Origin of the sequence: Micromonospora avicenniae (genome assembly GCF_900156065.1) — a bacterium.
GTDB classification, from domain to species: domain Bacteria; phylum Actinomycetota; class Actinomycetes; order Mycobacteriales; family Micromonosporaceae; genus Micromonospora; species Micromonospora avicenniae.
This window is the reverse complement of the sequence record NZ_FTNF01000007.1, coordinates 1-25,392: the sequence shown is the minus strand read 5'-3', so window position 1 is coordinate 25,392 and position 25,392 is coordinate 1. Positions and strand designations below refer to the sequence as shown.

Here is a 25,392-nt window from a genome sequence, read left to right as displayed (position 1 = left end):
TCCGCTCGCGGTTCGATTCCTCGTGCCCGGCCGGCGGGGTGGGTGACCGGTCAGGGCGCCGGTGACGTGCCGACCGAACGAGCCGCCCGTTCCCTGGCCGCCTGTTGCAGCGGGCCCTCCCGCCAGCGTTGCGGCAGCGCGGCGAGCGCGAGGCGGAGCCCCCGGACGGTCGCGTCCGCGGACAGGGCGGTGGTGGGCAGCCCCAGACCGCCGTACATCCGGCGGGCCCAGGCCGGCAGCAGGGCGAGCGCGGTGCCGGCGACGCCGAGGTACGCCCACCTCGGCGGTCCGAGGGTCAGCCCCAGCCGGATCGGCAGGCTCAGCTTCCACGGCACCGGCGGCGCGGTGAGGAAGAGGGCGGTTTCGGCGGCCTCCCGGGTCATCCGAAGCTCCGGCCGGACGGCGCGGTAGTAGCCGGCGACCTCCTCGGCGGTGCCGGGGACGGTGGCCGGGTCCAGACCGACCAGCGCGGCCGCCCGGCGCTGCTCGGTGTAGTAGCCGTCGACCTCGGCGGGTGTCAGCGGCACCCCAGCCCGACGCGCGGTGTCGAGGAACGACTCCACCTCGGCCACGTGCACCCATCGCAACAGGTCCGGCTCGTCGATCCGGAAGCGCTCGCCGGTGATCGGGTCGATGGCGTGCAACCGCTCGTGCAGCCGGCGCAACCGGCTGCCCGCGGCCTCGGCCTCAGCCGTCGTGCCGTAAACGGTGGTCGCGACGTAGGTGGCGGTGCGTACCAGGCGGCCCCACGCGTCGGCGCGGTAGTCGCTGTTCTGCGCCACTCCGGCCATCGCCCTCGGGTGCAGCGCCTGGAGGTAGAGCGAGCGGAGACCGGCGACGAGCAGGACCGGCTCCGCGTGCACCTTCCAGGTGACCGATCCGGGACCGAACAGGCCGAGGTCGTCGGAGTCCACCGACCAAGCGTGCCACGCAGGGGCAGCGATACGTCACTCCTCAGCGCTTCGGCGGGCCTGGCAGGCCGGGCAAAGCCCCCAGAAGGTCACTTCCGCTTCGTCGACCTCGAAGCCGTGGGTGGGGTTCGGGTCGAGGCAGGGAGCGGCGCCGACCGCACAGTCGATGTCGGCGATCACGCCGCAGCCCCGACAGACCACGTGGTGGTGGTTGTCGCCGACCCGCGCCTCGTAGCGGGCGGGGCTGCCGGCCGGCTCGATGCGGCGGGACAGGCCGGCCCGGGTGAGAGCGCCCAGGACGTCGTACACGGCCTGGGTCGAGACCGAGTCGAGGCGGTCCCGCACCCGGCGGGTGATCTCGTCGACCTCGAGGTGACCGCCGCCGGAGAGTACGGCGAGCACGGCGAGACGAGGCCGGGTGACCCGCAGACCCTTCGACCGGAGCAACTCCTCACCATGCGACATCCGCCAATGACAACACGCGCCACCGCGGTCGACAACAGCTGCGCCGATGGCCGCGGAACGCAGTTCGGCCGGGATTCCGATGAACCGGATCCGCGGCGGCTGCGTGTAAGCGATCGAGAAGTCTGGCCGGCGACGGGGCTCCTCGTACGCTTGGCAGTCTGCGACCGTGATGCCTTCCGGAGGTACCGATGTTCGAGCAGATTCTGGGCCTGCCGGTCCATGTCCTGGTTGTGCACGCGGTCGTCGTCTTCGTGCCGTTGCTGGCGCTGCTCGCCGTGGCGTACGTCGTGCTGCCCCGCTGGCGACGCCGGCTGGACTGGGCCGTCGCGATCCTCGCCGTGCTCGCCCCGGTCACCGCGTTCTTCGCGGTCGAGTCGGGCGAGGCGTTGAACGACGCACTGGTCGCGCGGGGCTTCCAAGGGCCGATCCTCGACCAGATCGCCGAGCACTCCGGCTACGGCGACATCCTGTTCTGGATCGTCGTGCCGCTCGGCATCGTGGCGCTCCTGCTGCTGGTGTCGACCAGCGGGCACCGGCGGGTGCCGAAGCTGCCCGCGCTGATCACCCCGGTGCTCTCGGTCGCGGTGGTCGGGCTTTCGATCGCCGCCCTGATCTACGTCTGGCTGACCGGGCACTCCGGCGCCGAGGCCGTCTGGGGCACCACACTCTGACCCGGAGCCGGGCCGCCCGACGGATCAGCGGCCGGTGCCCGGGTGGCCTCGCCCGGCCGGTTCAGAAAACGATCCGCGAGCAGAGCAGGCAGACCAGGATCAACAGCACCGCGCCGGCCACCGCGCCGATCGAGTAGGTGACGCGCTGGGCACGTTGTTCGGCCATGTCCAGCGCGGCCATGTCCTGCGGAGGCAGGGGCCGCGGCGCGGCCGGTTGCAGGTGTACGGGCGGACGCCAGCCCGCGGGCGGCGGCGTACTCGGCGGCGGGCCGGTGTATCCGCCGAACGTCGTGCCGCCGGGACCGGCTCCTCCGCCGGGCGCCGCACCCGCCGTGGGTGACGCGTGCTCGCCGGTGATCGGTGCCGTCGCCCGGTCCGGCCGCCCTTCACCGCCGGGCGGGGGACGCCGCCAGAAGTCGTCCGGGGAGCTGCCGCCGATGGGGGTCGTCACGCCGTCCGACGCTACCAACGCAGGCCGTGCTCGGCCGTAGGACGCCACCGAGCGGCCGGACAGATCGGCCACTCGCCCCGGTGCCTGTCCGGCGTGGCGTGGGCGCGCTTCAGGACGCGGCGCAGGGCCTGGGGCTGCGTTACCCTTACGGCTCGTGAGCACCGACGACCCGGGTTTCCGCCCCGACGACGATCGCACCGTCGAGTTGAGCGACGAGTTCGTGGTGCTGCCCGAGCAGACGAGCGACGACACCGACCGCGGCTGGGGCGAGCACGTCACCGGCAACGACGACTGGCTGCTCGCCGAGCGGCCTCCGCACTGGGGCTGATCTCGTCTCGCATCGCGGGCTGCCGACCGACTGTTCCGCGACTGGCCTCGCCAGGCCCAACCGCCCGGTCCGCCGCCTGCGGTGAGAGGCGTCCGGGCAGGCAGCACCGGCTCTCCGGGTGGGCTCATCCGCGTACCACGATGGCGAACCGGCTGCCCTCCGGTTGCCCGACGCTCCGCTGCGCCTGCGCAGGGCTGAGGGCGAGGTAGAGCGCGGCAGAGCCGTCCATCGCGCCGGCCCCCATCACGTCGAGCACGAGCGCGCTGCTCGCGAGCAGGCTGGCCTCGCCGGATCGGCTGCCCGCCGGCGCGGCGAGGAGGTCGACGCGGGCGCCGGGGCGTACCACCGCGAGGGCGGCCGGCTCGGCCAACCGGACCGGAACGCCCACGCTGCCGGCGGGGAGCGGCAACCGTTCCCCGGACCGGTGCGGATCGGTGGTCGCCGTGCTGGGGCCCCGCTCGGCAGTCGTGGCCGGCCCGGGGGCGGCCGTCGTGGCCGGGACACCGCCGGTCGCCGGTCCGGGCCGAGCGGCCGGCCCGGCCGGGACGGAGGTCGGCGGGCAGCCGGACGGTGTGTGCAGTACGACTGCCGCCAGGCCGAGCAACCCGGCGACCAGCGCGGCGCGGAGCAGTGTGCCGCGGCGCGGCAGGCGCGGTCGGCGTACCGGGCGTAGTGCGGCCGCCGTGCCCGTGTCAGCCATCCCGCCTCCGCCCCTCGTCGGGGCACCGGCGTGGTGCCCCTCGGCGGCGAGGTTAGGAGCGGACTCCCTGCGGTGCCTGCCGTCGACCACAACCTGTGGACAACGGAGTGGCCTGTGGATAACTCCCGTGGGAGGCGTGCTTCTGTTAACGGCCGCTCGGTCCGCGGCCCGGATCAGCCCGGCCGGGGGCGGGTACGAGCGCGCCGGCACGCCCCCGATCAGGGGTGTGCCGGCGCGTTGAGGTCGGTGGACGCCGACCTGGTCAGGACGAGGCGCTGCTGCCGCTGGCGGCTGGCGCCTTGCTCGCCGAGGACGAGCCGTTCGAGGACGAACCACTGGCGGACGAGCCGTTGGCGGACGAGCCGCTCGAGCCGGACGACGTGGTGGAACTCGACGTGCTGGAGGACGAGTCGGACTTCGTCGACTTGCCGCTGTCCGACGAGGCCGACACGGTGTCGGAGCCGGACGAGCGCGAGTCGGTGCGGTAGAAGCCCGAGCCCTTGAACACGATGCCCACCGAGTTGAAGACCTTGCGCAGCCGTCCCGCGCACTCCGGGCACTCGGTCAGCGGGGCGTCAGAGAAGGACTGCACCGCCTCGAGCTGGTGGCCGCACGCGGTGCAGGCGTACTGGTACGTGGGCACTTTCTCCTCCGGATCGGGTTCGGCCGGTTGGCACTCGACGTCTTCGAGTGCCAATGTTGCGTCATTCGCCCCCGGTTCGTCCAGCGGACGTGTGGGGCGCGACACCCGGCGGCGTGCCCAGCCCGGACGGCGGGGCGGCATCCAGCGTACGCAGACCCTGGGCGGGGGTGACCACGGCTCGTACCGGACGGTCGTGCGGCTCGGCGGGCAGGCTGCTGACCAGCTCACCGTCGTGCAGCGGCACCACGGTCAGGGTCGTCTCGGGCAGCCGGGCCAGCGCCCGGTCGTACGATCCGCCGCCGCGGCCCAGCCGCAGCCCGCTCAGGTCCACCGCCAGCGCCGGTAGCACCACCAGTCCGGCGTCGGTGATCGCGTCCGCGCCGAGCCGTGGCCCGGTGGGCTCGCGCATCCCCCGACCGGCCGCGGCCAGGCAGTCGGGTCCGGTGTAGGCGGCCCAGTCCAGGTCGAGGTCGGGTAGCAGCACCGGCAGCAGCAGCTCCCCGTCGGGCGGCAGCGCGGCCCGCAGCACCTCCGGCAGCTCCGGGCCGCCCGGCTCCGAGCCGACCGGCACGTAGGCCGTCACCCGGACCGGGCGCAGCCGGCGTACCAGCGCGACCAGTGCGGCCTGGATGTCGGACGCGGCTGCCGCCCGGGCCTCGGCGCTCAGCTCCCGGCGGCGGGCGAGCAGCTCGATACGCATGTCCCGTTTCGCCACATGAGTCACTTCCGCTCCATAAGAAAAATCCGGCACGCAACACTCCTGACGCAACGCCTCTCCCACGGTTGCTCTGTGTCAGCATCGCAACAGGGAAGGCGGAACTTTCGGGGGGAACCGAGTGACGCTACGTGGGCGGTTGACGGCGGCCTTCCTGGCGGTGGTCCTCGGCCCGGTCCTGCTCGGCGCCCTCTTCGTAGCCTCGACCCTGCACACCGTGGACCGCAGCCGTTCCATCGAGCGGCTCGCCGTGGCGGCCGCTGCCGTGCGTACCTCCGTCGACGCTCTCTGCCAGCAGTTGCGCGCCGCAGCCGACGCGGTCGCCCTGGGCCGCGGCGACCCGGCGGGCGCCGCCGCCCAGGTGGTGGGCCGGGGCCTGGCCGCGGGGGTGGTGCTGAGCGACGTCGCCGGGCGGATCACCTACACCACGCCCGGTGCGCCGGCGACTCCGTGGCAGGAGTGCGCCGGCGCGGCGACCAGCGGGCCGGTCCGCGCGCTGACCGTCCGGGTCGACCTGCGTGATCGTGCCGGGACGACGCTCGGCACGGTCGCGGCCGCGCAGCCGGTCGATCCGGCGTTCGTGGCCCGGCTCGCCGCGGTGACCGGCGTGGCGGTCACCCTGCTCGACAACGGCGCCGGGCCGGCACGGGTCACCCACACGACCGAGACGAGTGAGGTACGCGGCGCCGTGCTGGCCGCCGCCGGCACCCTCGACGACGAGCAGATCACCGAGACGGCCGACGGCCGGTACGTCCGCCGCATCGGTCCCTCGTCCGGTCAGCCGCTGCCGCTGGTGCTCTCGGTCCCCAGCGAACAGCCGCCCGGTCTGAACACGGCGTTGGTCGGGGCGGTGGTGCTGGCCGCGCTGCTCGCCGTGCTGGCCGCCTGGCGCCTGGCCCGCGTCACCACCCGGCCGCTGGTCGAGCTGGCCGCCGCGGTCGACCGGGTGGCGGACGGTGACCTGACCGCCCGGGTCCCCGTACGCACCCGCGACGAGCTGGGCCGCCTGGCCGGCGCGTTCAACCGGATGACCCGCGAGACGGGCTCCTACGTGGCCGCGCTGACCAGCAGCCGCGACCAGCTGCGTGGGCACCTCGCGGTCCTCGGGGACACCCTCGCCAGTACGCACGACCTGCAACGCATCCTGCGGGTGATCCTCAACAGCGCGATCGCGGCGACCGGAGCTCGGGCCGGCGTGGTGCTCCTGGTCGAGCCGGGCGGGATGCTCGTCGCCCAGTGCACCGACGGGCTGGACGGGCGCTGGCCGGAGGAGGAGACTCCGACGACACTGCGGGTGCCCGTCGGCAGCGGGATGGTCGGCGCCGTCGCCGCGACCGGGGTACCGCAGCGGGGCCGGATGGACCCGGCCGACGCACCGGCGGGGGAGCCGCGCTGCCGGACGTACATCGCGGTCCCCTTCGCCACTCCCGCCGGCCCGGGGGCTGCCGCTGGCGCGGCCGTGCCCTCCGGTGTTCCCACGCCGCCCGGCGGCGGGGCCGGGTCGGCGGTCGCCGGGCCCACCGACGCGCGGAGCGGGGCCGGCGACTTCCCGACGGTCGAGCTGCCCGGCGGCCGGACCACGGGCGGTACGGACCCGGCCGCGGCGCTCGGCGTGCTCGCGCTCTACGACCGCCTCGGCGCGGACGAGTTCGACGACGACGACCTGGTCACCTTGCGCACCTTCGCGAGCCACGCGGCCGTGGCGGTGGAGAACGTACGCGGGCACGAGGAGGCGCAGCGCCTCTCGCTCACCGATCCGCTGACCGGGCTGTGGAACTACCGTTACCTGCGCGAGTCGATCCGGCGCGAGGTCGAGCGGGCCAGCCGGTTCGGCCGGATGCTGAGCGTCCTCGCGCTGGACCTCGACCGGTTCAAGGACGTCAACGACACCTACGGGCACGCGGCCGGAGACACCGTGCTGGCCGAGTTCGCCCGCCGGTTGCGTGGCGAGATCCGCGAGGTCGACCTGGCGTTCCGGCAGGGTGGCGAGGAGTTCGTACTGCTGCTGCCGGAGACCGACGCCCGCGGTGCGGCGATCGTCGCGGAGCGGCTGGGCGCGGCGATCCGGGACACGTCGATGCCGGTCGAGCCGCACACGGGAGCACCCGTACCGGTCCGGGTGACCGTCTCCATCGGTATCGCCGTCTACCCCGACCACGCGAGCAGCGGGCAGCAGGTGCTGGAGGCCGCGGACGACGCCCTCTACGCCGCGAAGGCCGCCGGCCGGGACACCTACCGGGTGAGCACCCGGCGGGAGACGGCGGCTCGTGAGCTGCCGGTGCCGGCGGCGGTCACCCCGCCCGACGGGCTGCCCCGCGCGGGCCGCGCCACCGCGCCCGTCCGTGCCGAGCCGGCCGGGTCGATCCGCGCGGAGGCGGCCGCGCCGACCTGCACGGACGAGGTGCCCATGGGAGACGGAGGCGCACCTGAGCCCGCCACCGCTCCCGATGCCGCCCGGGCCGGCCCCGGTCCCACCCGCTCCGCCGCCGGAGGCGGCGCGTCTTCCGGGCCACACCCGCCGCGGCAGAGCCGTGGCCGATAGTCTCGCGGCATGTCGGTGCACTCAGCGAACTCCTCAACGACGGCCGCCGCGACCGGCCGTGCCCGCGCGGTCAAGGCTGTCATCCCGGCCGCCGGTCTCGCCACGCGCTTCCTGCCGGCCACGAAGGCGGTGCCCAAGGAACTGCTTCCGGTGGTCGACCGGCCGGTGCTGCAGTACATCGTCGAGGAGGCCACCCAGGCCGGCATCAACGACGTGCTGTTGATCACCGGGCGGGGTAAGACCTCGATGGTGGACCACTTCGACCGCCGCCCCGACCTGGAGGCCCGGCTGGAGAAGAAGCCCGAGATCCTGGCCGCCGTGCAGCGACCCAGTGAGCTGGCCGAGATCTACACCGTCCGGCAGCCCGAACAGCTCGGCCTCGGCCACGCCGTCGGGTACGCCGAGTCGCACGTGGGCGACCAGCCGTTCGCGGTGCTGCTCGGCGACGAGTTCGTCAAGATGGACGAGCCGCTGCTGCCGGCCATGCTGGAGCTGCAGGCCCGCACCGGCGGGGTGGTGCTGGCGTTCTTCGAGGTCGACCCGGCCGAGACGAAGCGGTACGGGATTGCGTCCGTCGCGCCGGCCGAGGCCGAGCTGACCGGCATCGGCGAGGTCGTGAAGGTCACCGGCATGGTCGAGAAGCCGGATCCGGAGGAGGCCCCGAGCAACCTGGCCGTACTCGGCCGGTACGTGCTGCCGGGGAAGATTTTCGACGCGATCCGGCGTACGAAGCCGGGCAGCGGCGGTGAGATCCAGTTGACCGACGCGATGGAGCTGCTGCGTACGGAAGGGACACCGGTGCACGCCATCGTCTACCGGGGCACCCGCTACGACACCGGCATGCCACTCGGTTACCTGCAGACAGTGGTGCAGATCGCCGTCGAGCGGGACGACTTCGGCGCCGAGTTCCGCAAGTGGCTCACCGACTTCGTGAACTCCAACGTGTCGGGCGGTTCCGATACATGACCGCTACGGCCGACGCCGAGGCGGCCGCGAACGAGTTGACGCCGCTCGCCGACTACCTGGGCAGTGTGCTGCGCAGGTTACGCGCGCTGCCTCCGCTCGACCTCGACCTCACCCAGGCGTACGGCAACGTCCTCGCTGAGGACGTCGTCGCGCCGCACGCGTTCCCGGCCTTCGACCAGTCCGCCGTCGACGGTTACGCCGCGCGCTGGGAGGACATCTCCGGCGCGGGACGGGCCGCCGGCGGGCGGGCGGTCCGGCTGAACGTGGTCGGTGACCTCGGCGCGGCGAGCTGGCGGCCGGTCCGGCTCACGCCCGGCTCCTGCTTCTCGGTCGCCGCCGGGGCGCCGCTGCCGGTCGCCGCCGACGTGGTGGTGCCGGTCGAGTGGACCGACCAGGGCATGGCCGCGGTGGAGATCTACCGCACCCCCAAGCGGGGGTACGGAGTGCGCCGAGCCGGCGACGAGCTGCCCGCCGGGGCACTGCTCGCCCGGGCCGGCACGTACGTGACGCCGGCGCTGGTCGCGGTCTTCGCCGCCACCGGCATCGGGCACGTGGTGGTCCGGCCCAGCCCGCGGGTGGTGGTCGTGGCCACCGGGGACGAGTTGGTCGACGTGGGCCGGGGCAGCCAGCCCGGCCAGGTGGTGGACGCGAACTCGCACGCGCTCACCGCGGCGGCGGCCGAGGCGGGCGCCCTGGCATACCGGGTCGGCATCTGCGACGACGACCCGGAGGGGCTGCGCGGACTGCTGGAGGACCAGACCCTGCGTGCTGACCTGATCATCACCACCGGTGGCACCGGCACCGGGCCGGGCGACATGGTCCGCCGGATCCTCTCCCGCCGCGAGGGCGGCCGAGCAGGCCCGGTCACCTTCACCGAGGTGGCGCTCTACCCCGGCACGGCGCTCGGCTTCGGCACGGTCGGCGCCGAGGAGGTGCCGGTGGTCTGCCTGCCCGGCGACCCGGGCGCGGCGCTGATCGGATTCGAGGTGCTCGCCCGTCCGGTGATCCAGCTCCTCGCCGGGGCGGAGCCGGTGTTCCGGCCCAGCGTCCGGGCGCACCTGTTGGAGACCGTCTCCTCGCCGGGCGGGTTGCGCGAGTTCCGCCCCGCGCACGTCGCCGAGCGGCGCGGCGGCGGCTACACGGTCCAGCCGCTCAGCGGCGGACCGTTCACTCTTTCCGGGCTCGCCGAGGCCAACGGCCTGCTGGTGCTCGGCGAACGGGTCACCACGGCCGCCGCCGGCTCCACGGTGGACGTACTCCTGCTGGACCGCCGCCGGTGACCACGGCCGCGGGCCCCACCCGCGTCAGCGGCCCGGGTCCGGTGCGGCCGGGAGCCACGCGGTACCGGGTCATTGTTCCCAGTGCCCTCGCGGGCGGTGCGGTGGCGGGCGTAGGGTCCGCCCGTGAGCCTCTTCGGAGCCGGGCGGGCGCCCGGCTGGCCGGCGGTCCTTGTGGACGGTCCCGTCGTGCTGCGTCCCTACCGGCGCTCGGACGCCGTCGCCTGGTCCGAGGTCCGGCGTGCCAACAAGAGCTGGTTGGCGCCCTGGGAGTCGTCGCTGCCCGGTGACTGGGACGAGCTGAACTCGCCGGCCACCTTCCGCTGGGTCCACCGGGACCAGCAACACTCGGCGCGCACCGGCGATGGGATGCCCTTCGCCGTCTGCCTGCGAGAGGACGGGCGGGAGCGGCTCGTCGGGCACCTGAATCTGGGCAGCATCGTGCGGCGCGCCCTCTGCTCCGGATACGCGGGCTACTGGGTTGATCACCGGGTCGCCGGGCGCGGAGTGATCCCCACCGCGTTGGCGCTCGCCGTCGACCACGCCTTCGGCCCGGGTGGCCTGCACCGGATCGAGGTCAACATCCGGCCCGAGAACCGGCCGTCCCGCCGGGTCGTGGAGAAGCTCGGCTTCCGCGAGGAGGCGTACCACGTGCGCTACATGCACATCGATGGCGCCTGGCGTGACCACATCGGATATGCGATGACCAGCGAGGAGGTCGCCGCCGAGGGCGGTTTGCTGGCCCGCTGGCATCGGGTTCGCGCCGCCACCAGGTGACCGTCCAGCCGGTGGCAGGCCCAAGCGCCGCTGTCCCACCGATGGGATCGGCGCGGCGCGTCGGCATCACGCTCCGTCGCCCGTAACCTCAAGTAACTGCAAGATGTGGCAAACGCTGTTCGTCGTACGATCGACTTCGCCGGCACCGATCGGTTGAAGATCCTGCGGCCGAGCCGCGATTGCTCCGAATTCGGTGACGGGAGGGGTGAGGGTGCCGACCTCGGTGCTCCTCGCCGTCCTCGCCGCCGCCGGCCTGCTCGCTCTCGCTCCGGCGCTGGTCCGCCGGTACGACGCCACCGAGCGGCTGGTGGCGGAGCGGGCGCAGTCGACGGCGCGGGTGCTCCAGCGCCAGCGCCGCCGCCGTACTGTGCCGGGACGGCGGCCGGTGCGTCCGCCGCGACACCTCGTCGTCACCCTCAGTGAAGATGCCACTACGGGCAGTCTTGGTAGGCCTGTCTCGGCACCACCCGCCACCGCCCGCCGATCGGGCCGGCTGCGCGCCGTGCCACCCGCCCCGAACCGAGCCCGCCGCCGGCCGCCGCCCCGCCGCCACACCCCGGCCGTCTACCGGCGACGCCGAGTGCTCGCCGCGCTGCTGCTGCTCAACGGCGTCGAGCTGATCGGCGTACTCGTGGTCGGCCCCGGATTCTGGATCAGCTTCTCGGTCACCGGCGCGCTCCTCGTGGCGTACGTAGCGCACCTGCGGCAGCGGGCCATCGCCGACCAGCGCCGGCGGCGGGCACGGGCCCGGGAAGCGGCGTGGCTGGCCGCCCGGCAGGCTGAGGTACGGCGCGAGCAGGCCCGCCGCGCGGCGGCCCGCCGCGAGGCGCAGCGGCGGCTCGCGGCCCAGCGCGAGGTGGTACGCCGAGCGGCAATGGGCCTGGACCGGCCGGCCGACCTCCCGCCCGCCGCAAGCGGGGGCTCGGTCTCGTACCGGCGCGCCGGCGGCCTCCGGGGCCGCGCCTACGAAGCCGGCCGGGGCTCCCACACGGCCTGACCCCCGGCACCTTTCGCCCGACCTTTCGACTCGACCGCCTGTGGTCGGGCCCGGTCCTGGTGGTCGCGCCCGGCCTGGCCCGTTCTGGCCCGGTCCTGGTGGTCGCGCCCGGACTGGCCTTTTCTGGCCCGGTCCTGGTGGTCGGGCCTGCCCTGGCCCGTTCTGGCCCGGTCCTGGTGGTCGGGCCTGCCCTGGCCGTGGGGCCCGGCGTGGCGGTCGGGCCCGGCCTGGCGTCGGGCCTGCCCTGGCCGTCGGGTCCGGTCTGGTGTCAGGCCCTGCATTGGTGTCGGGCCCTGTCCCGGTGTCAGGCCCGGCGTGGTCGTCGCGGGCGCATGGTCAACTCGACTTCCATGAAGTCGGGGTGTCCCGTTGAGTCGGATGCCCCGACCTCATGGAAGTCGAGTTGATCACCCTGTCGTGCCGAGCGCCTGATGACCGGCTCTTCCCGATATGAGGCTTCTCCGGAGGCTGGTGGCTGCATGATCGCCCGGAGGGGCGCGGCGGGGTGGGGTGGATTCGCCCCCGGGGCGGTCGACCTGTTAGCCTTGTCGCCGGCCCGCCCGGTGTTAGCCGGGTGGGACCGACGCCGGTTCGCCGGCGGAGGGGCTGTGGCGCAGACCGGTAGCGCACCTCGTTCGCATCGAGGGGGTCAGGGGTTCAAATCCCCTCAGCTCCACCCAGTTCAAAGGCCGTTTCCCGTGGTGGGAGACGGCCTTTTTCGATCTTGTACAGCAGCGAAGTACAGCAGTCGTCGACCGCAGGGTCGATGGGACTGGCCGCGAGCTAATCCGGCAGCGGTGTTCGATGCATCGTGAGGTAGATCAGCCCCTGCTCCTCGTGAACCGTGCAGCTCAGTTCGTAGGGCTCGCCAGCGCCGATGCGGAAGACGAGCGTGACGCGATCCCGCGCGAATCTCGCTGCTGTACGTCCAGCGAGGGACGTCCCGGCCGTGGCGCATCGGGGTCGCCTCGAATGGCGTCGGAAGTGGTAGGGCGGGGTTCCGGGGCACACAAGGGGCACAAGACACCGTGAAACGTCGTCAACCAGTGAGCAACCTTGACAGCCCAAGGCGCCGGGTGGGCACGTGTCGAACAGCCGCGCCGCTGGTAGCAGGACAGCAGCTCTATGTTCCGCTTCAACTCTTCTACGTAGCCTGGCGTAGTGCTGATCAAGGTGATGGATGACTACGGATGCTGGCCCCTGTGGGTTCGTGACGAGGACAGCGGCATCTACGAGCCGCGCGATCCTGCAACCCTCGGGCTTTCCGCCGGCCTCGTCGGGCGATTGGCTTCCTGGCAGCAGTGGTCGGAATCAATGGTCAACATCGCCGATCCAAACGACAGCAGAGTCGTCGGGGCAGAGGAGGATGCGGCCTTCGCTGCTGAGGGACGTGTGCTGGCGGCGCGTGTTGCGGAAGAACTACCGCAGGCGGTGGTCAGGTTCAAGGACGGCAGCAGCGCCGAAGCCGCCGGAGCGGACTGAGGCGGGCGCACGGCGGGGCTCTCGACAGCAACAGGCCGGGACGAGGACGGGCCGGCAACCGCCGGCCACGGACAGTCTCTTCGAGCTCACGGATACAGACGAACCCGCCCAGCCGAAGCGCCTAGAACTTACAAGCGAGGGGGTCGCGGTCGCGGCGGCTGGCCAAGTCGGAAGCGGCCTTTTGATCCTGGGCTCGGACGGCGGCGGCCCGGCCTCCGGACCGGGCCGCCGCCGTCCGACGGGTCAGCCGGTGAAATCGTCCTTTGCGTCCCGCGCATCTTCCTGGACGTGCTCGCCGGGCTGCTTGCCCCGGATTTCGTCCCGTTGTGCCACCTGTTCCGCCCGTGCCCGCTCCTCCTGGGTCATGTCGCCCAGCCGGGCGCGGGCCGGGCCGGCCAGCTTTTCGACGTTCCCGGTCGCCCTCTCGAAGCTCATGTCGCCTCCCTGCGGTCATGGCGAGAGTCAGGTTCCACTTCCTGTCTCGCGTCCCCGCCCGCCGGTGGTGGAAACCCGGCAGTCTCGGCCGGATCCGGACAGGCGGTGCGGCCGGTCAGCGACAGGACGGCAGCCCGTCGCCGTGCCGGAGGCGGCACGCCGGCCGGCCGGTCAGCCACGGTGCGGCAGGCCGAGCCGGAGCGCGCGCAGTAGCGTGCCGGGTCGGCTCAGCGCCGCCGGGTGGTCGAGCATGGTGGTGACGCGGCTCAGGCGGGCGCTCAGCACCGGGTCGGTCTGCGCCGCCCGGAAGACCAGGTCGCCGAACCACTTGGTGAGTTTGTACCCGCGCGGGTACGGCCCGTCGACGTGCGGCAGCTCGACATCGGCCGAGGTGGAGATCTGCCATGCTGCGTCGACGATCACCCGGACCTGGTCGAAGTACGCCCGCGCCGGCTCCTCGTGCGGCCGCGGCCCGGAGCGCAGGTACGCCGACAGGCAGGAGGCGTGCAGCATCGCGGAGGTCATGCCCTGGCCGTACACCGGATTGAACGAGGCGATCGCGTCCCCGGCGGCGACCAGACCGGCGGGCATCCGGTCGAGCTTGTGGAAGTCCCGGCGCCGGCTGTCGGCCTGGTGGTACGTGACCACGTCGCCCAGCATCTCGCCACGCTCGGCGATCTCGCCGAACATCTCCGGATAGTGCTCTCGGCAACGGGCGGTGAAGTCGGCGACGTCCCGGCTCGGCCGATCGTCGTCGTAGCCGGCGACCAGCACCATCCAGCGGCCGTCCTCGACCGAGTTGATCCCGCCGATCCGGGCGGTGCGGCCTTTGCCCGCCATGGTCTGGTAGACCACGACCCAGGTGTCGCTCACCTTCTCGTCCCGCCGGAAGAGCGCGGTCGCGTAGTTCAGCTTGATCGGCATCCGCTGCATCGGCGGGCGGGGCCACCCACCGTCGGCCAGCCACTCGCTCAGCCTGCTGGACCGTCCCATCGCGTCGACCACGAGATCCGCGGGTTCGACGACCGGCTCGGCGCCGTCCCGGGGCACGTACCGCGCGCCGGTGACGCGCCGGCCCGCGTAGGCCAGGCCGTCCGCCCGGCCGTACACCATCCGGACGTTGCCGGCGGCGAGCGTGTACCGCCGGACCAGTGCCTCCAGGAAGGGCCGCGTGGTGATCAGCATCGGGCCGGTGGCAGCTGCCGGCGGCGGCGGTACCCCCAGTACCCCGTTCACGAAGGTCTTCGCCGTGGCGTCCGCACTCGGCGGCAACGGGGCGCCGAGCGCGAGCGCCTCGTCGACGATGCCGGGGAACCATCGCGACAGCTGCACCTGGCCGGACGGCAGCAGCGCGTGCACCTGACTGCCCTGCGGTACGCCCGGCCGGGGCCCGTCCTCCACATCGGACGGGTCGCGCTCGACGATCAGCACCTCATCGGCGTGGTCGCTGAGCACCCGGGCTGCCATCAGCCCGGCGATGCTGCCGCCGAGCACCACGGCGCGCCGCATGACGACGCTCGGGTCGGTCGGCCGTTCGGCCGTCGCTATCTGCGAGAAGATCCGGGACGGGGACGGGCGCATGCGATCACTCCTCGGGTGGTCGAACACGTCGGCGCCGGGAGCTCGCACCGGTGCAGTCGGCCAACTGGACGGCTGCACCATTCTGCGTCGAGTGTCCGGCCACATCGAGGCACTTGCCCATCTAGCGGACGCTGCAGTCGGACGGGAAGCTCCACGGCTGCCCGGCCGTACGGCGGCAGTCCCACATCCGGAGCCGGACACCGGCGGTGGCGTCGCCGCCCGGAATGTCGACGCAGCGGCCACTGGCGAAGCCACGGGCGATGCGGGAGCAGGTGAACAAGAATCGCATCCTGTCGATCGGTGCCCCAACTGGACGGTCGCTGTAACTCGACGGTAACAAGTGGCAAGCTGTGCTCATGGAAGATCAGTCGCCACTGTCCGCCGACGAGCTGCTGGACGTCGTCGACGAGCAGGACCGGGTGGTGGGTCAGGCGCGGCGCAGCGAGGTGTACGCGAACAGGCTCCGGCACCGCTGCGCGTTCGTGCTGGCGCGGGACGACGACGGTCGCGTCTTCGTGCACCGTCGTACCGCTCGTAAGCTCGTCTTCCCGTCGCTGTACGACATGTTCGTCGGCGGGGTGGTCGGATCGGGCGAGTCGTACGACGAGGCGGCGCTGCGGGAGGCCGAGGAGGAGCTGGGGGTGTCCGGCCTGCCCGCGCCCGTGCCGTTGTTCAAGTTCCTCTACGAGACCTCCGAGCACAGCTGGTGGTCGTTCGTCTACGAGGTGCGCTGCCCGTCGGAGGTCACCCCGCAACCCGAGGAGGTCGCCTGGCACGCATTCCTGACCGAGGACGAGCTGGACCGGCGGCTCACCGAGTGGGCCTGGGTGCCGGACGGCTTCGAGGCGTACCGCCGGGTGCTCGCCTGGCGGGCGGCCGGTGCGGCGGGTAACCCGTAACCGGCCCGAGCCCGTTGCTGGCCGGAATGGCGGCCGTCGGGTGGAGCAACGGCCGAGCGGCTCGTCGCGGTGGGGTGCCGAGGTGCTGCGGGAGGCCGGCCAAACACGCCGACCTCCCGATCAACCGCTACGGCTTCCAGGATCCGGCGGGCTGGAACTGGTGCAGGTACTCCAGCACACCGTTCTTGTCCGCGACGTTGAACACCACCGTGCCGGTTCGCTTGCGCCCCGCGGAGATGTCGCCGGGCTCGAGGTTCTCACCGCAGCCGGCGAACAGCCCGGCAATGGCGTTGGTCTCCGTACCGTCCGCCGCCACCCACTGGAAATAGAGCGGATTCACCGCGGCGCTGCCCTTGGTGGCCTTGACCGTGACGTCCGCGATCAGGTAGATGCCCTTGTCCGGATCCGGCGCGAACTCGTTGCAGCCCTTCGTCCTGGTGCTGAACTTGGTCACGGTGATCTCCACAACGCTGACGTCCTCGGTGATCACGAGGGTGTCGCCGACCGCCATGTTCCGGGTCTCGCTGTCGGCGGTCTCCTCCGGGTCGTCCGGGAGGGCCGACGGGATGTCCACGTCTCCGGTCGGCGTCGTGGTCGGCAGGGAGGCCGCCACCTCGTCCGCCTGGTTCGCCCCGTAGATCACGGCGGCGACGCCGCCACCGCAGCAGAGCAGTGCCAGCACCGCCACCACGATGACGATGATCAGCACCGTCTTGTTCGACTTCTTCTCTGGCGGCTGCGGCCCGCCGGGCGGATAACCGCCGGGCGGGTAGGCGCCCGGCGGATAGGCGGCGGGCGCGGCCGGGTAAGGCTGGCCCGCAGGCGGGTACGGACCGGGCGGTGTCGGCTGCTGAGCTGCGCCGGGCGCGGCCCAGGGGTTACCGGCCGGCGGCTGAGGTGGGCTGGACACGGGCGGCTCGGGCGTTGAGGGTGCCGCCCACGGGCTGCCGGAGACAGGGGGTTGCGGCGTACCCGGAACCGGCTGCTGGGGCACGGTCGTCGGCGGCTGCCCTCCGGCGGTCGGTGCCCACGGGTTGTGCGGCATCGGACTCGTCGCCCCGGCCGACGCCGTCGGCATCGGGGTGGTGGCGTTGCCCTGCGGGAACGGAGCCGTCGGCATCGCCGTGGTGGCGCCCTGCGGGAACGGGGGCGGTGGCATCGCGACGGTCGGGTCGGCCGGAACCGCCGGGGCGGACGGCATCGCGACGGTCGGGTCGGCTGGAGTGGGCTGGGCCGGCGGGATCGGGGCCGTGGGGAACGCCTGGGTCGGCGGCTCCGGATACGGCTGGTCGGGATCGTGCGGCCCGGCGGGCGGGTCGGGGTGGCTCACCGTACTCCTTGGATCGTGGGCATGGGAGGGGAGGGAACTCGCCGACGCTACCGTGCCCGGACGACGGGTTGTGCCCCGCCGGGACGCGCCCGCACTCGTCAGGGCAGGGGTAGTACCGCGGCGGTGCGGACCAGACCGCCGGTCACGACGAAGCGCCCGTGCACCGCTCGTGGTGGATTCCCGACCGGCGCGGCGTCGACCCGCGCGGGCGCGATCCGGGCGCTGAACGTGCCGGCGTCCGGGTCGATCTCGACCAGGGCGTCGGTGAAGTCGAGCCAGGTGCCGACCACCGGATGCCACACCTTGTAGACGGTCTCCTTGGCGCTGAACAGCACTGCGGGCCAGGAGGTGCCGACCGGCAGCCGGGCGAGGCGCTCGTCCTCCTCGGGCAGGCAGATGAGTCGGCGTACCCCCGGACTGAGCTCCTTGTGCTGCTCCGCGTCCATGCCGACGGCGCGGACCTCGGAGCTGCGGGCCGCGGCCGCCGCGCAGTACCCCCGGGTGTGGGTGATGGTGCCGACCACGCCGGACGGCCACACCGGCGCCCGGTCGGCGGCCGACACGGGGGCCGGCGGCAGCCCGAGTGTGGCCATCGCCCGTCGCGCGCAGACCCGCCCGGCGGTGAAGTCCCGCCGTCGGCTCTCCACCGCCCGTTCACCGAGACAGGCCAGCTCTTCGGCGAGCAGCCGACCGGTCCAGTCGAGCGGCCCGGCCACGGCCACCGCGACCTCGGGCGGCAACAGGTCACGCATGGCCGGGCCGGTCGGGGCGGTGGCGCGACGACCAGCGGTCGCGCGCGTTGAACCCTGTCGATAGGCCGTCCGGACGGCCTATCGTCAACTTTCTGACTGTCATGAATGGCGAAAGTACCGCAACTATGTAACACCGGGTGGTTCTGTGGCGCTGTGGCCCACGCACGGCACGAGGGGCATCGACCACCATGACGATCGTCGGGGCCGGCGCGCGCGTCCGGCCATGTCAGGACCCGGAGAGGGAGTGCGATGACCGGTGGTGCGGAACCGTCCGGCCCGGTGAGCGACGAACACGCACCGGAGCAGCCCACCTGGAGCTGCGGCTCCTGCGGCGAGGATTGGCCGTGCGCGACGAAGCGCAGCCGGCTGCTCCGCGAGTACGGCGACCGCGCCACACTCAGCGTCTACCTGGGTTCCTGCCTCGCGGCCGCGAGCGAGGACCTGCGCACCGCGTCCGTGACGTCACTCCAGAACCGGTTCATCGGGTGGCTGCGCCGGGGGTCGAGAAGCAGCTGAACCGTCTCGCGGGTACCGGTCCCGTCCCGAGCCGCGTGGCTCGGGACGGGACCGGCAGGTCAGCGCCGGCGCGTCAGGCGCGCCGCGGCCGGCGGGTGAGCGCGAAGCCGACCACGCCGGCCACCGCGGCCAGGATGCCGCCGACGCTCGTCCAGATCCACCGCGAGCCCAGCGCGGGCAGCAGGTCGTCGAGCCAGCTCCCCTCGTCCGCGTCGTCGACGGGCGCGATGGCCTGCTCATCGGTCAGCACCGCGCCCGCCCGGGTGTTCGGTACCAACGGCACCGCCAGTTCGCCGTCGTCGGCCGGTGCGCCCTCGCCGTCGGCGCTGACCAGCAGCTCGACCTCGACCGGCGCGCCCAGGTCCGGCTCCGGCACGTCGGCGACCGAGAGCCGGACGAAGTACGTGCCGGGCAGTGGATCGGCAGACCAGGGCTCGGCCCATGGCCGTACCTCGCGCAGCGTGCAACCGAGCGAGACGCTGCTCGCCGCCTTGTCGGCGGTCGGAGTCTGCGCCCCGGCCGTGCACGCCTGCCGGCGGCGAAGCCCGTCGAAGACCTCGACGGTCCAGGTCGACGCGCCGCTGCGCGCACCGGGGAACGAGACGGTGGCCGAGATGTCGTGCACCTGCCCGGCGTCCGCGGTGAACGACCAGTAGAGGTAGTCGCCCGTCGAGGCGTCCACCTGGACCGGCTGGCCGGCGGCGATCGTGGTAGCGGTGAGGAAGGAGGTGCCGGCGCGGGTAACGGTCGCGGCGCCGGGGGAGGGCGTCGGCCCGTCGCTCGGGGCGGCGAGCGCCGTCGCGGGCAGCGCCACCGGGCCGGCGGCGGCGACGAGCGCGGCCAGCGATCGGGTCAGAGTGGTACGCACGCTCACTTCTCCCTCCACGTGGCGACCCACCAGCGGGTCAGCAGGCCGGTTAGCAGACCGGTGACCAGGCCGGCCACGGTCAGCAGGGCCAGCAGCACCCAGCCGCGACCGAGGTCCGGGCCCTTCGGCGTCGGCGACGCCGCGACCACGTCGACGGTCAGCTCCACCGGCATCCCCGGGCTCGCCTCGGTGCCGGCGCGCGGGGCGAACGAGTTGCTGACGACCAGGCAGACCATGGTCGGTGGCACGATCTCCGGGTCGGTCGCCGCCGTGGTGGCCGAGCCGTCCGCGTCGTCCCGCTCGTCCGCGTCCTCGTGGTCGTCCGACCAGCGCAGGCCGGCGGAGACCACGTCCGCCCGGCCGCTGCCCGCGTCCACCCCGCGGACCAGTTCCCGGCCGTCGGTCGCGACGGCCCGCAGCAGAACGCCGTAGTCCGGGTTGACGGGCCGGTCCAGTGCCACGCTCACCGAGGCGCGCAGCTCCTGACCCGGCCGGACCGGCACCCGGTACCAGCGGTGCTCGGAGAACTTCTCCCGGTCGGTGTAGACGCCGGGGGCGAGCAGCGGCGCGCCCTCGCAGACGGAGCTGCCACCGACCACCGTCGGCGTTCGGGTGTACGTCTCCTGGGCCCGGTCCACCAGCTGCTTGATCCGGTTGGTCAGCTGGTCGGTGCTCTGTGCGGCGGTGTACGTCCCGCCGGTCGCGGCGGCGATGCAGAGCAGCTGCCGGCGTACCTTCTCGTCCGGGGCGAGACCCAGCGTGTCGACGACCAGCCGGGTGCCCTGGGCGGCGAGTTCCCGCGCGACGTCGCACGGATCCGGCGGCGCGCAGGTGTCCTCGCCGTCGGTGATCAGCACGATGCGGCGGGTGGTGGCGCCGGTGCCGAGGTCCTCGGCGGCTTCGCGCAGCGCGAGCCCGACCGGGGTGAAACCGGTCGGCTTCAGGCCCGCCACGGCGTCCTTCGCCTGGCTCCGGTCGACCGGCCCCACCGGGACGATCTGCTGGGTGTCCAGGCAGCCGACCTTCTTGTTCTCACCCTTGTACGTCGCACCGAGCACCCGGATGCCGAGCTGGGTGGTCTCCGGCAGCGCGTCGACGACCTCGTTGAACGCCTGCTGCGCCACCGAGATCCGGCTTCGGCCCTCGATGTCCCGGGCCCCCATCGAACCGCTGACGTCGAGGACCAGCTCGACCCGGGGCGGCTCGGCGGGCTCCGGCTCGTCGGCCATGGCCGGTACCGGCCCGAGCAGCGCGGGAATCACCACCAGTCCGGCGAGGACAGTGGTGGAACGTCTTAAGTTGATCACTGGGCGAAGTGTAGTGAGGTCCACTTAGGATGATCACTCGGGTGTGTCGGCGTCGGGCCGCCCGACGGCCCCCGTCCTCCTACCGGGCCGGCCGGGTCCCGAGGGGAGCCGCCCCCTCCGCGCCGCCGCCCGCGCCCCCATCGGGAACCGCGCCCCACCGTCCCCGCGCCGCCGCCGGGCCGCCGTCCTGGCGCTGCGTCGGAGGCGATGAGTGCGGTCGGTGACCGACGGTCAGTTGCCGGATCTGTCCCGTGACCAAAGGGGGTATCCGTCAGAAATCTGACCCAAGTCGACCCGTTGTGCCGGTGGTGCGCGGTGGTTAAGCTTCTCATGCGCGCCCCAATCGCCCGCTTCCCCCGTGGCAGGCGATCGGGGCGCGCTTCTCTGTCATAACGGCCCGCACGCGAACGCGTACGGGCCGTTATCGTTCCGTCGTGCTCCGCCAGCCGTCGCCCATCGGACCCCCGAGGCGAGCGAACCGGCGTCAGATCCAGCGACCGCCCAACCACATGCGGGCCGACCACTCCGCGTACGGGATAACCTCGCCGACGAAGATCGGATAGAAGTACGCGAAGCAGAGCGCCACCAGCAACACGTAGGCGCCGGCGATCACGCCACCGATCAACTTGCGGTCGTATCCGGCGTCGCCCGGCCCGCCCGTCCGTGCCGCTCCGGCCCGCGCCCCCGCGGGCGAGACGATCGCGCCGAGCACGTACACCACCGCCAGCACCATGAACGGCAGCGCCGGCGCGGTGTAGAAGGAGAACATCGTCCGCCCGTCCAGGGCGAACCAGAACCAGGGCAGCAGGCCGGCGGCCACCATCAGCAGGATGGCACCCGCCCGCCAGTCCCGGCGGGCCAGGCCGAGCCAGGCGGTCGCCACCAGGGCCGGGAGGAACGACCACCAGAGCAGCGGGGTGCCGAGCAGCAGGATCTCCGCCGCGCAGTTCGCCGCCCCGCACGGGCCGTCGCCGGACCAGTAGAACGCGACCGGGCGGCCCAGCAGCAGCCACTGCCACGGCCAGGACTGGTACTTGTGCCCCGTGTCCAGGTGGGTGTGGAAGCCGTACGCGGCCTTGTGGTACTCGAAGAGGTTGATCAGCGGCCCGATCACCGGTCTGTCGCTCAGTGGGGCGCCCGGGTAGTTGGCGGCCAGGCGGTAGTAGCCGTCGTCGGTCAACAACCAACCGGACCAGGTGGCCAGGTAGGTGCCGACCATCAGCACCCCGGCCAGCGCCAGCCAGGGCAGTTCGCCGACGAACGCGTCCCGCCACGGGCGGCGTACGCCCGCCGAGCGGCGGACACCGGCTTCCCACACGAACACCAGCAGCACGAACGCCGGCAGGAAGTAGAGCCCGCTCCACTTCACCGCGCAGGCGCCCGCGAACAGCACCGCCGCGACGAGACGCCACCACGGCCACCCGCGCCACCCGTTGGCCGGTCGACCGGCCCGCCCCGGCTGGGTGGGATCCAGCCCGGCGTCCAGCGCGCGCGTCCACTGCCGCCGGCGGGCGTCCCGGTCCAGCACCAGCGCGCCGAACGCGGCCAGCACGAAGAAGAGCAGGAAGATGTCGAGCAGCGCCGTGCGGGAGAGCACCAGGTGGAAGCCGTCCAGGGCGAGCAGCAGGCCGGCCGCGCAGCCGAGCGCGGTCGACCGGAACAACCGCCGCCCGATCCGTACCAGCAGCAGCACCGACAGGGTGCCGATGACGGCCGCCGAAAAGCGCCAGCCGAACTCCGGCGCGGTGGTCATGAGGTGCCCCGGCACCGAGACGTGACTCTCCGCGTCCTGGTAGCCGAACGCCCACTCGCCGAGCCCGATGAGCCACTTGCCCAGCGGCGGGTGCACCACGTACGACGGGCCGCCGTCCTTGTAGTTCCACTCGACGCCGCGTGAGATCAGCCCGTACGCGTCCTTGGCGTAGTAGGTCTCGTCGAAGATCTTGCCCTTGGGGCCGGACAGGCCGACGAAGCGCAGGATGCCGGCGATCAGCACGACCACGCCGGTGGCCAGCCACGACCACCGGTCGAGCCGGGTCTCGACGGTGGCCAGCCGGGCGCGGACCACGCTCGGAACGGCGCCGCCGTCGGTCGGCCCGCCACCGGCCGTACGCTCCGAATCGACCCGGGGCGCGTTCGCGCTCTGTGCTGTCGACGCACTCGTCACCCGGCGATCGTAGGCTGCGGAGGTGACCGGTGGCGTCAGTCGTCCCCGATCCCGCCACCGCCGTCGATCGAGGAGCGAAAGATCCCGTGGGTGATATGTCGGATGTTGGGCGTCTCATCCTGCTCGGCGCGCCGCTCGGCAACCCGGCGGACGCGTCCGCGCGGTTCCGTGAGGTGCTCACCACCGCCGACGTGGTGGCGGCCGAGGACACCCGCCGCCTCACCCGGCTGGCCCGCGACCTCGACGTCACCGTGCCGGGCCGGATCGTCTCCTACTTCGAGGGCAACGAGGAGCGGCGTACGCCCGAACTGGTCGAGGTGATCCAGGCCGGTTACGTCGTCGCTCTGGTCACCGACGGCGGCATGCCGAGCGTCTCCGACCCCGGCTACCGGCTGGTCCGCGCCGCGCTGGACGCCGGGGCGCCGGTCACCGCCGCGCCGGGGCCGAGCGCGGTCACCACCGCCCTCGCGCTCTCCGGGCTGCCCTGCGACAGGTTCTGCTTCGAGGGGTTCCTGCCCCGCTCGCCCGGCGCGCGGCGGTCCCGCCTGCGGGCGCTGGCCGGCGAGGAGCGCACCCTCGTCTTCTTCGAGGCGCCACACCGGATCGCCGGCGCGCTGGCCGACCTGGCGGACGCGTTCGGCGCCGACCGCCCGGCCGCGCTCTGCCGCGAACTCACCAAGACGTACGAGGAGGTGCTCCGCCGGCCGCTCGGCGAGTTGGCCCGCTGGGCCGCCGAGGGGGAGCCGCGTGGCGAGATCACGCTGGTGGTGGCCGGAGCGCCCGCGACCGCCCCGGAGCCCCCCGACGACGACACGCTGCGCGCCGCCGTCGCGGACCGGGAGGCGGCCGGCCTCTCCCGGCGTGACGCGATCAGCGAGGTGGCCACCGCGTACGGCCTGCGCCGCCGCGACGTGTACGGCGTCGTGCACCGCTGATCAGCTCCGGACCCGACCGGCCGCGCGACCGTCGGGCAGCCGGCCGAGGGCCTGGATCTCCAGCCGCCGGATCCGCTCGCCGGAGAGTGAGCGTTCGCGCGGGTCACCAGGCGGTGACGAGGAAACCCGCCGTGATCAGCGCCGGCCCGGCGAACGCGAGGCCGATGCCCCAACGGCGGGCCCGCTGCCCCTTCAGCCGGGTGGCCCCGGTCCAGCGGGCGATCCCGGCGCCGCAACCCGCCACCGCCAGCAGGCCGAGCACCCAGCGCAGGTGATGGGCGGCCCCGCCGGTGTCGGCGTACGCGGTCCCGCCCTCCGGGCCGGTCATCCGGGCCGGAAGTGTTCTGCCAGCTACGGCCTGGTCGGCCGGCACGTCGCTGACCCGCACCCCGTGGGCGATGAAGCGCCGGTCGTCGGCGGTGAAGATGCCTCGGCAGCGCTGCGTCAGGCCACTGCCGCTGCAGTCGGTGATCAATGAGGTGCCATGCGTGGCGTGGCCCAGCGCGACCCAGAGCGGCCCGGCGCTGACCCAGGCGAAGAACGCCGCGACCAGGCTCAGCGCCAGCAGTGCGGCGAGTCCGGGGAGCGGGTCCGGCGGGTGGCTGGCACGACGGGCGCGTCGACGCTGGCCGGCGCCGTCCCGAGCCGGCCGGTTCCGCTCCGGTGCCGGCTCCTCGCGGATCGGGGTGCCGTCCCAGTGCACCTCCTCGATCGGCGCCCAGACCGTCTGGTCGTCCGCCGCGGGCTCGCCGTCGGTGCCCAGGCCGAGGCGGCGCCGGCGCTTCGATTGGCGTACGGGCACCCGGCGCGGCAGCGCGTCCACCGGCGCCCCGGTCGTCGGCTCCACATCGGCGGCGAGCTGGGCGCGCTCCGCCTCGGGTACGCGGTCGCCGTCCCGGCTCGGCGTCGCCTCATGGCCCGGACGTTCCGCGGCGGGGCGAGCGGGCGACTCGTCTCCGGTCCCCGCCGGGCCGTCTCCGGTCCCCGCCGGGCCGTCTCCGGTCCCCGCCGGGCCGTCGGCGGTCTCCGGCGGGTCTCGGCGGCTGCGGGCGGGCGCCGGCACCTGGCCGGCCCGCGGTGGCCCGGTCTGCTGCCGCTCGGCCGGCGGGCCGGTGCGTGGTGATCGGGGCTCGGTCCGGGCCGATCGGCCGGGAGCCGGCGTGGCGTCGGTGCCGGGCACCGCACGGGGCTGCGGTGCCACCCCGGGTCCGCGCACCGTCAGGGCGCGCGCGGGCCCGTCGCCCGACGCGTCGTCGTCCGCGGAGGCGTCCCCGTCGGCGTCCGACCGGGTCGGGGCGTCGTCGCCGGGTGCTGCGTCCCGCCCGTCGGCGAGCGCTGCCCGCGAGGGGCGTTCGTCCGGTTCACGGCGCGCTCGTCTGCCAGCCACGACGCTCATTGCACACCCGCTCGCTCCCTCGATCGGGCAGCGAAAGCGCGTGTCGATGACAAATCGGACCATCGGCCCGGGAATCCTGGCCGGTCCGCCGACCTGAGCGCGTCACGGCTGCGCGTTGCGGCGGGTGGGGGGTGTCCCTATGGGTTTCGTCAAGCGGTGGCGATTGAGGCGGCTGGGCGGGGTTGGTAGGGGATCTTGTCGCGGAGCATGGCGTATAGGACGTCGCAGCGGCGTCGGGCGAGGCAGATGAGGGCGGCGTTGTGGCGTTTTCCTTGGGCTCG

26 protein-coding genes, 1 tRNA gene and 1 pseudogene are annotated in these 25,392 nt (G+C 73.4%); 12 read left to right on the top strand and 16 right to left on the bottom strand.

Translation table 11 applies throughout. The annotated features are described in order from the left end of the window. Positions 1-50 precede the first annotated feature (50 nt). Together BXA10_RS13105 and BXA10_RS13100 are read right to left on the bottom strand one after the other, a co-directional pair. Complete coding sequence (locus tag BXA10_RS13105; RefSeq protein ID WP_076470612.1) at positions 51-914, bottom strand: oxygenase MpaB family protein; 864 nt, start codon at positions 912-914, stop codon at positions 51-53. A gap of 33 nt (positions 915-947) precedes the next feature. Then, positions 948-1,376, bottom strand: coding sequence for a Fur family transcriptional regulator (locus BXA10_RS13100; RefSeq protein WP_076470611.1), 429 nt, complete (start codon positions 1,374-1,376; stop codon positions 948-950). Positions 1,377-1,564: 188 nt separating this feature from the next. Between BXA10_RS13100 and BXA10_RS13095 the strand changes: the two genes are divergently transcribed. Beyond that, positions 1,565-2,047, top strand: coding sequence for a DUF2231 domain-containing protein (locus tag BXA10_RS13095; protein WP_076470610.1), 483 nt, complete (start codon positions 1,565-1,567; stop codon positions 2,045-2,047). A gap of 61 nt (positions 2,048-2,108) precedes the next feature. On the opposite strand, the gene BXA10_RS13090 is transcribed toward BXA10_RS13095, so the two are convergent. After that, positions 2,109-2,498 (bottom strand): hypothetical protein, encoded by a 390-nt coding sequence (locus BXA10_RS13090; RefSeq protein ID WP_076470609.1) that lies wholly within the window; start codon positions 2,496-2,498, stop codon positions 2,109-2,111. 154 nt (positions 2,499-2,652) lie between these two features. On the opposite strand from BXA10_RS13090, the gene BXA10_RS31470 reads away from it, so the two are divergent. Continuing rightward, positions 2,653-2,826, top strand: a complete 174-nt coding sequence (locus tag BXA10_RS31470; RefSeq protein WP_175649199.1) for a hypothetical protein — start codon at positions 2,653-2,655, stop codon at positions 2,824-2,826. Positions 2,827-2,950: 124 nt separating this feature from the next. Here the strand turns inward: BXA10_RS31470 and BXA10_RS13085 are convergent, their stop codons facing one another. From BXA10_RS13085 to BXA10_RS13075, 3 genes are all read right to left on the bottom strand, one after another. Next, the gene (locus BXA10_RS13085; protein ID WP_076470608.1) at positions 2,951-3,526 is read right to left on the bottom strand and encodes a flagellar biosynthesis protein FlgA; all 576 of its coding nucleotides are present in this window, start codon (positions 3,524-3,526) and stop codon (positions 2,951-2,953) included. A gap of 262 nt (positions 3,527-3,788) precedes the next feature. After that, a complete protein-coding gene (locus BXA10_RS13080) occupies positions 3,789-4,223 on the bottom strand; it encodes an FmdB family zinc ribbon protein (protein ID WP_245828228.1) in 435 nt (144 codons plus the stop codon). A 7-nt stretch (positions 4,224-4,230) separates the two neighbouring features. Next, the gene (locus BXA10_RS13075) at positions 4,231-4,920 is read right to left on the bottom strand and encodes a 5-formyltetrahydrofolate cyclo-ligase (RefSeq protein WP_076470607.1); all 690 of its coding nucleotides are present in this window, start codon (positions 4,918-4,920) and stop codon (positions 4,231-4,233) included. Between the two features lie 85 nt (positions 4,921-5,005). On the opposite strand from BXA10_RS13075, the gene BXA10_RS13070 reads away from it, so the two are divergent. The 7 genes from BXA10_RS13070 (at position 5,006) to BXA10_RS13040 (ending at position 12,925) form a co-directional block, all read left to right on the top strand. Next, positions 5,006-7,426, top strand: coding sequence for a diguanylate cyclase (locus BXA10_RS13070; protein WP_076470606.1), 2,421 nt, complete (start codon positions 5,006-5,008; stop codon positions 7,424-7,426). 9 nt (positions 7,427-7,435) lie between these two features. Then, positions 7,436-8,392 (top strand): UTP--glucose-1-phosphate uridylyltransferase, encoded by a 957-nt coding sequence (locus tag BXA10_RS13065; protein ID WP_076470605.1) that lies wholly within the window; start codon positions 7,436-7,438, stop codon positions 8,390-8,392. Next, positions 8,389-9,672, top strand: a complete 1,284-nt coding sequence (locus BXA10_RS13060; RefSeq protein ID WP_076470604.1) for a molybdopterin molybdotransferase MoeA — start codon at positions 8,389-8,391, stop codon at positions 9,670-9,672. Before BXA10_RS13065 ends, BXA10_RS13060 begins: the two co-directional genes overlap by 4 nt. A 123-nt stretch (positions 9,673-9,795) precedes the next feature. Beyond that, a complete protein-coding gene (locus tag BXA10_RS13055) occupies positions 9,796-10,446 on the top strand; it encodes a GNAT family N-acetyltransferase (RefSeq protein WP_076470603.1) in 651 nt (216 codons plus the stop codon). Positions 10,447-10,651: 205 nt separating this feature from the next. Next, entirely contained in the window at positions 10,652-11,443 is a 792-nt protein-coding gene (gene sepX / locus BXA10_RS13050) for a divisome protein SepX/GlpR (RefSeq protein WP_175649198.1), read from the top strand. A gap of 602 nt (positions 11,444-12,045) precedes the next feature. Next, positions 12,046-12,119: transfer RNA gene (locus tag BXA10_RS13045), tRNA-Ala, on the top strand. Positions 12,120-12,604: 485 nt separating this feature from the next. Next, a complete protein-coding gene (locus BXA10_RS13040) occupies positions 12,605-12,925 on the top strand; it encodes a hypothetical protein (protein WP_076470602.1) in 321 nt (106 codons plus the stop codon). A gap of 243 nt (positions 12,926-13,168) precedes the next feature. On the opposite strand, the gene BXA10_RS13035 is transcribed toward BXA10_RS13040, so the two are convergent. From BXA10_RS13035 to BXA10_RS30860, 3 genes are all read right to left on the bottom strand, one after another. Continuing rightward, positions 13,169-13,360, bottom strand: a complete 192-nt coding sequence (locus tag BXA10_RS13035) for a general stress protein CsbD (RefSeq protein ID WP_076470601.1) — start codon at positions 13,358-13,360, stop codon at positions 13,169-13,171. Positions 13,361-13,531: 171 nt separating this feature from the next. Continuing rightward, positions 13,532-14,941 (bottom strand): FAD-dependent oxidoreductase, encoded by a 1,410-nt coding sequence (locus BXA10_RS13030; protein WP_139337985.1) that lies wholly within the window; start codon positions 14,939-14,941, stop codon positions 13,532-13,534. Positions 14,942-15,062: 121 nt separating this feature from the next. Next, on the bottom strand, positions 15,063-15,230 hold the full coding sequence (locus tag BXA10_RS30860; protein WP_139337984.1) for an RICIN domain-containing protein: 168 nt from the start codon (positions 15,228-15,230) through the stop codon (positions 15,063-15,065). Between the two features lie 67 nt (positions 15,231-15,297). Between BXA10_RS30860 and BXA10_RS13025 the strand changes: the two genes are divergently transcribed. Next, on the top strand, positions 15,298-15,840 hold the full coding sequence (locus BXA10_RS13025; RefSeq protein ID WP_076470600.1) for an NUDIX domain-containing protein: 543 nt from the start codon (positions 15,298-15,300) through the stop codon (positions 15,838-15,840). Between the two features lie 127 nt (positions 15,841-15,967). Here the strand turns inward: BXA10_RS13025 and BXA10_RS13020 are convergent, their stop codons facing one another. Further along, on the bottom strand, positions 15,968-17,170 hold the full coding sequence (locus tag BXA10_RS13020) for a DUF4352 domain-containing protein (RefSeq protein ID WP_076470599.1): 1,203 nt from the start codon (positions 17,168-17,170) through the stop codon (positions 15,968-15,970). 98 nt (positions 17,171-17,268) lie between these two features. Further along, complete coding sequence (locus BXA10_RS13015; protein WP_076470598.1) at positions 17,269-17,922, bottom strand: 4'-phosphopantetheinyl transferase family protein; 654 nt, start codon at positions 17,920-17,922, stop codon at positions 17,269-17,271. Between the two features lie 279 nt (positions 17,923-18,201). Between BXA10_RS13015 and BXA10_RS13010 the strand changes: the two genes are divergently transcribed. Then, positions 18,202-18,438, top strand: coding sequence for a hypothetical protein (locus BXA10_RS13010; RefSeq protein WP_245828227.1), 237 nt, complete (start codon positions 18,202-18,204; stop codon positions 18,436-18,438). A gap of 73 nt (positions 18,439-18,511) precedes the next feature. On the opposite strand, the gene BXA10_RS13005 is transcribed toward BXA10_RS13010, so the two are convergent. From BXA10_RS13005 to BXA10_RS12995, 3 genes are all read right to left on the bottom strand, one after another. Further along, a complete protein-coding gene (locus tag BXA10_RS13005) occupies positions 18,512-19,306 on the bottom strand; it encodes a peptidase (protein WP_076470826.1) in 795 nt (264 codons plus the stop codon). Positions 19,307-19,308: 2 nt separating this feature from the next. Then, a complete protein-coding gene (locus BXA10_RS13000; protein WP_139337997.1) occupies positions 19,309-20,535 on the bottom strand; it encodes a VWA domain-containing protein in 1,227 nt (408 codons plus the stop codon). Positions 20,536-21,097: 562 nt separating this feature from the next. Further along, positions 21,098-22,780 (bottom strand): dolichyl-phosphate-mannose--protein mannosyltransferase, encoded by a 1,683-nt coding sequence (locus BXA10_RS12995; protein ID WP_076470595.1) that lies wholly within the window; start codon positions 22,778-22,780, stop codon positions 21,098-21,100. An 86-nt stretch (positions 22,781-22,866) separates the two neighbouring features. Between BXA10_RS12995 and rsmI the strand changes: the two genes are divergently transcribed. Beyond that, positions 22,867-23,715 (top strand): 16S rRNA (cytidine(1402)-2'-O)-methyltransferase, encoded by an 849-nt coding sequence (gene rsmI, locus BXA10_RS12990; RefSeq protein ID WP_139337983.1) that lies wholly within the window; start codon positions 22,867-22,869, stop codon positions 23,713-23,715. A gap of 103 nt (positions 23,716-23,818) precedes the next feature. Here the strand turns inward: rsmI and BXA10_RS32145 are convergent, their stop codons facing one another. Then, positions 23,819-25,102, bottom strand: coding sequence for a hypothetical protein (locus tag BXA10_RS32145; protein WP_245828226.1), 1,284 nt, complete (start codon positions 25,100-25,102; stop codon positions 23,819-23,821). Positions 25,103-25,260: 158 nt separating this feature from the next. After that, positions 25,261-25,392 (bottom strand): annotated as a pseudogene (locus tag BXA10_RS30855) (IS110 family transposase); the annotation flags it as partial.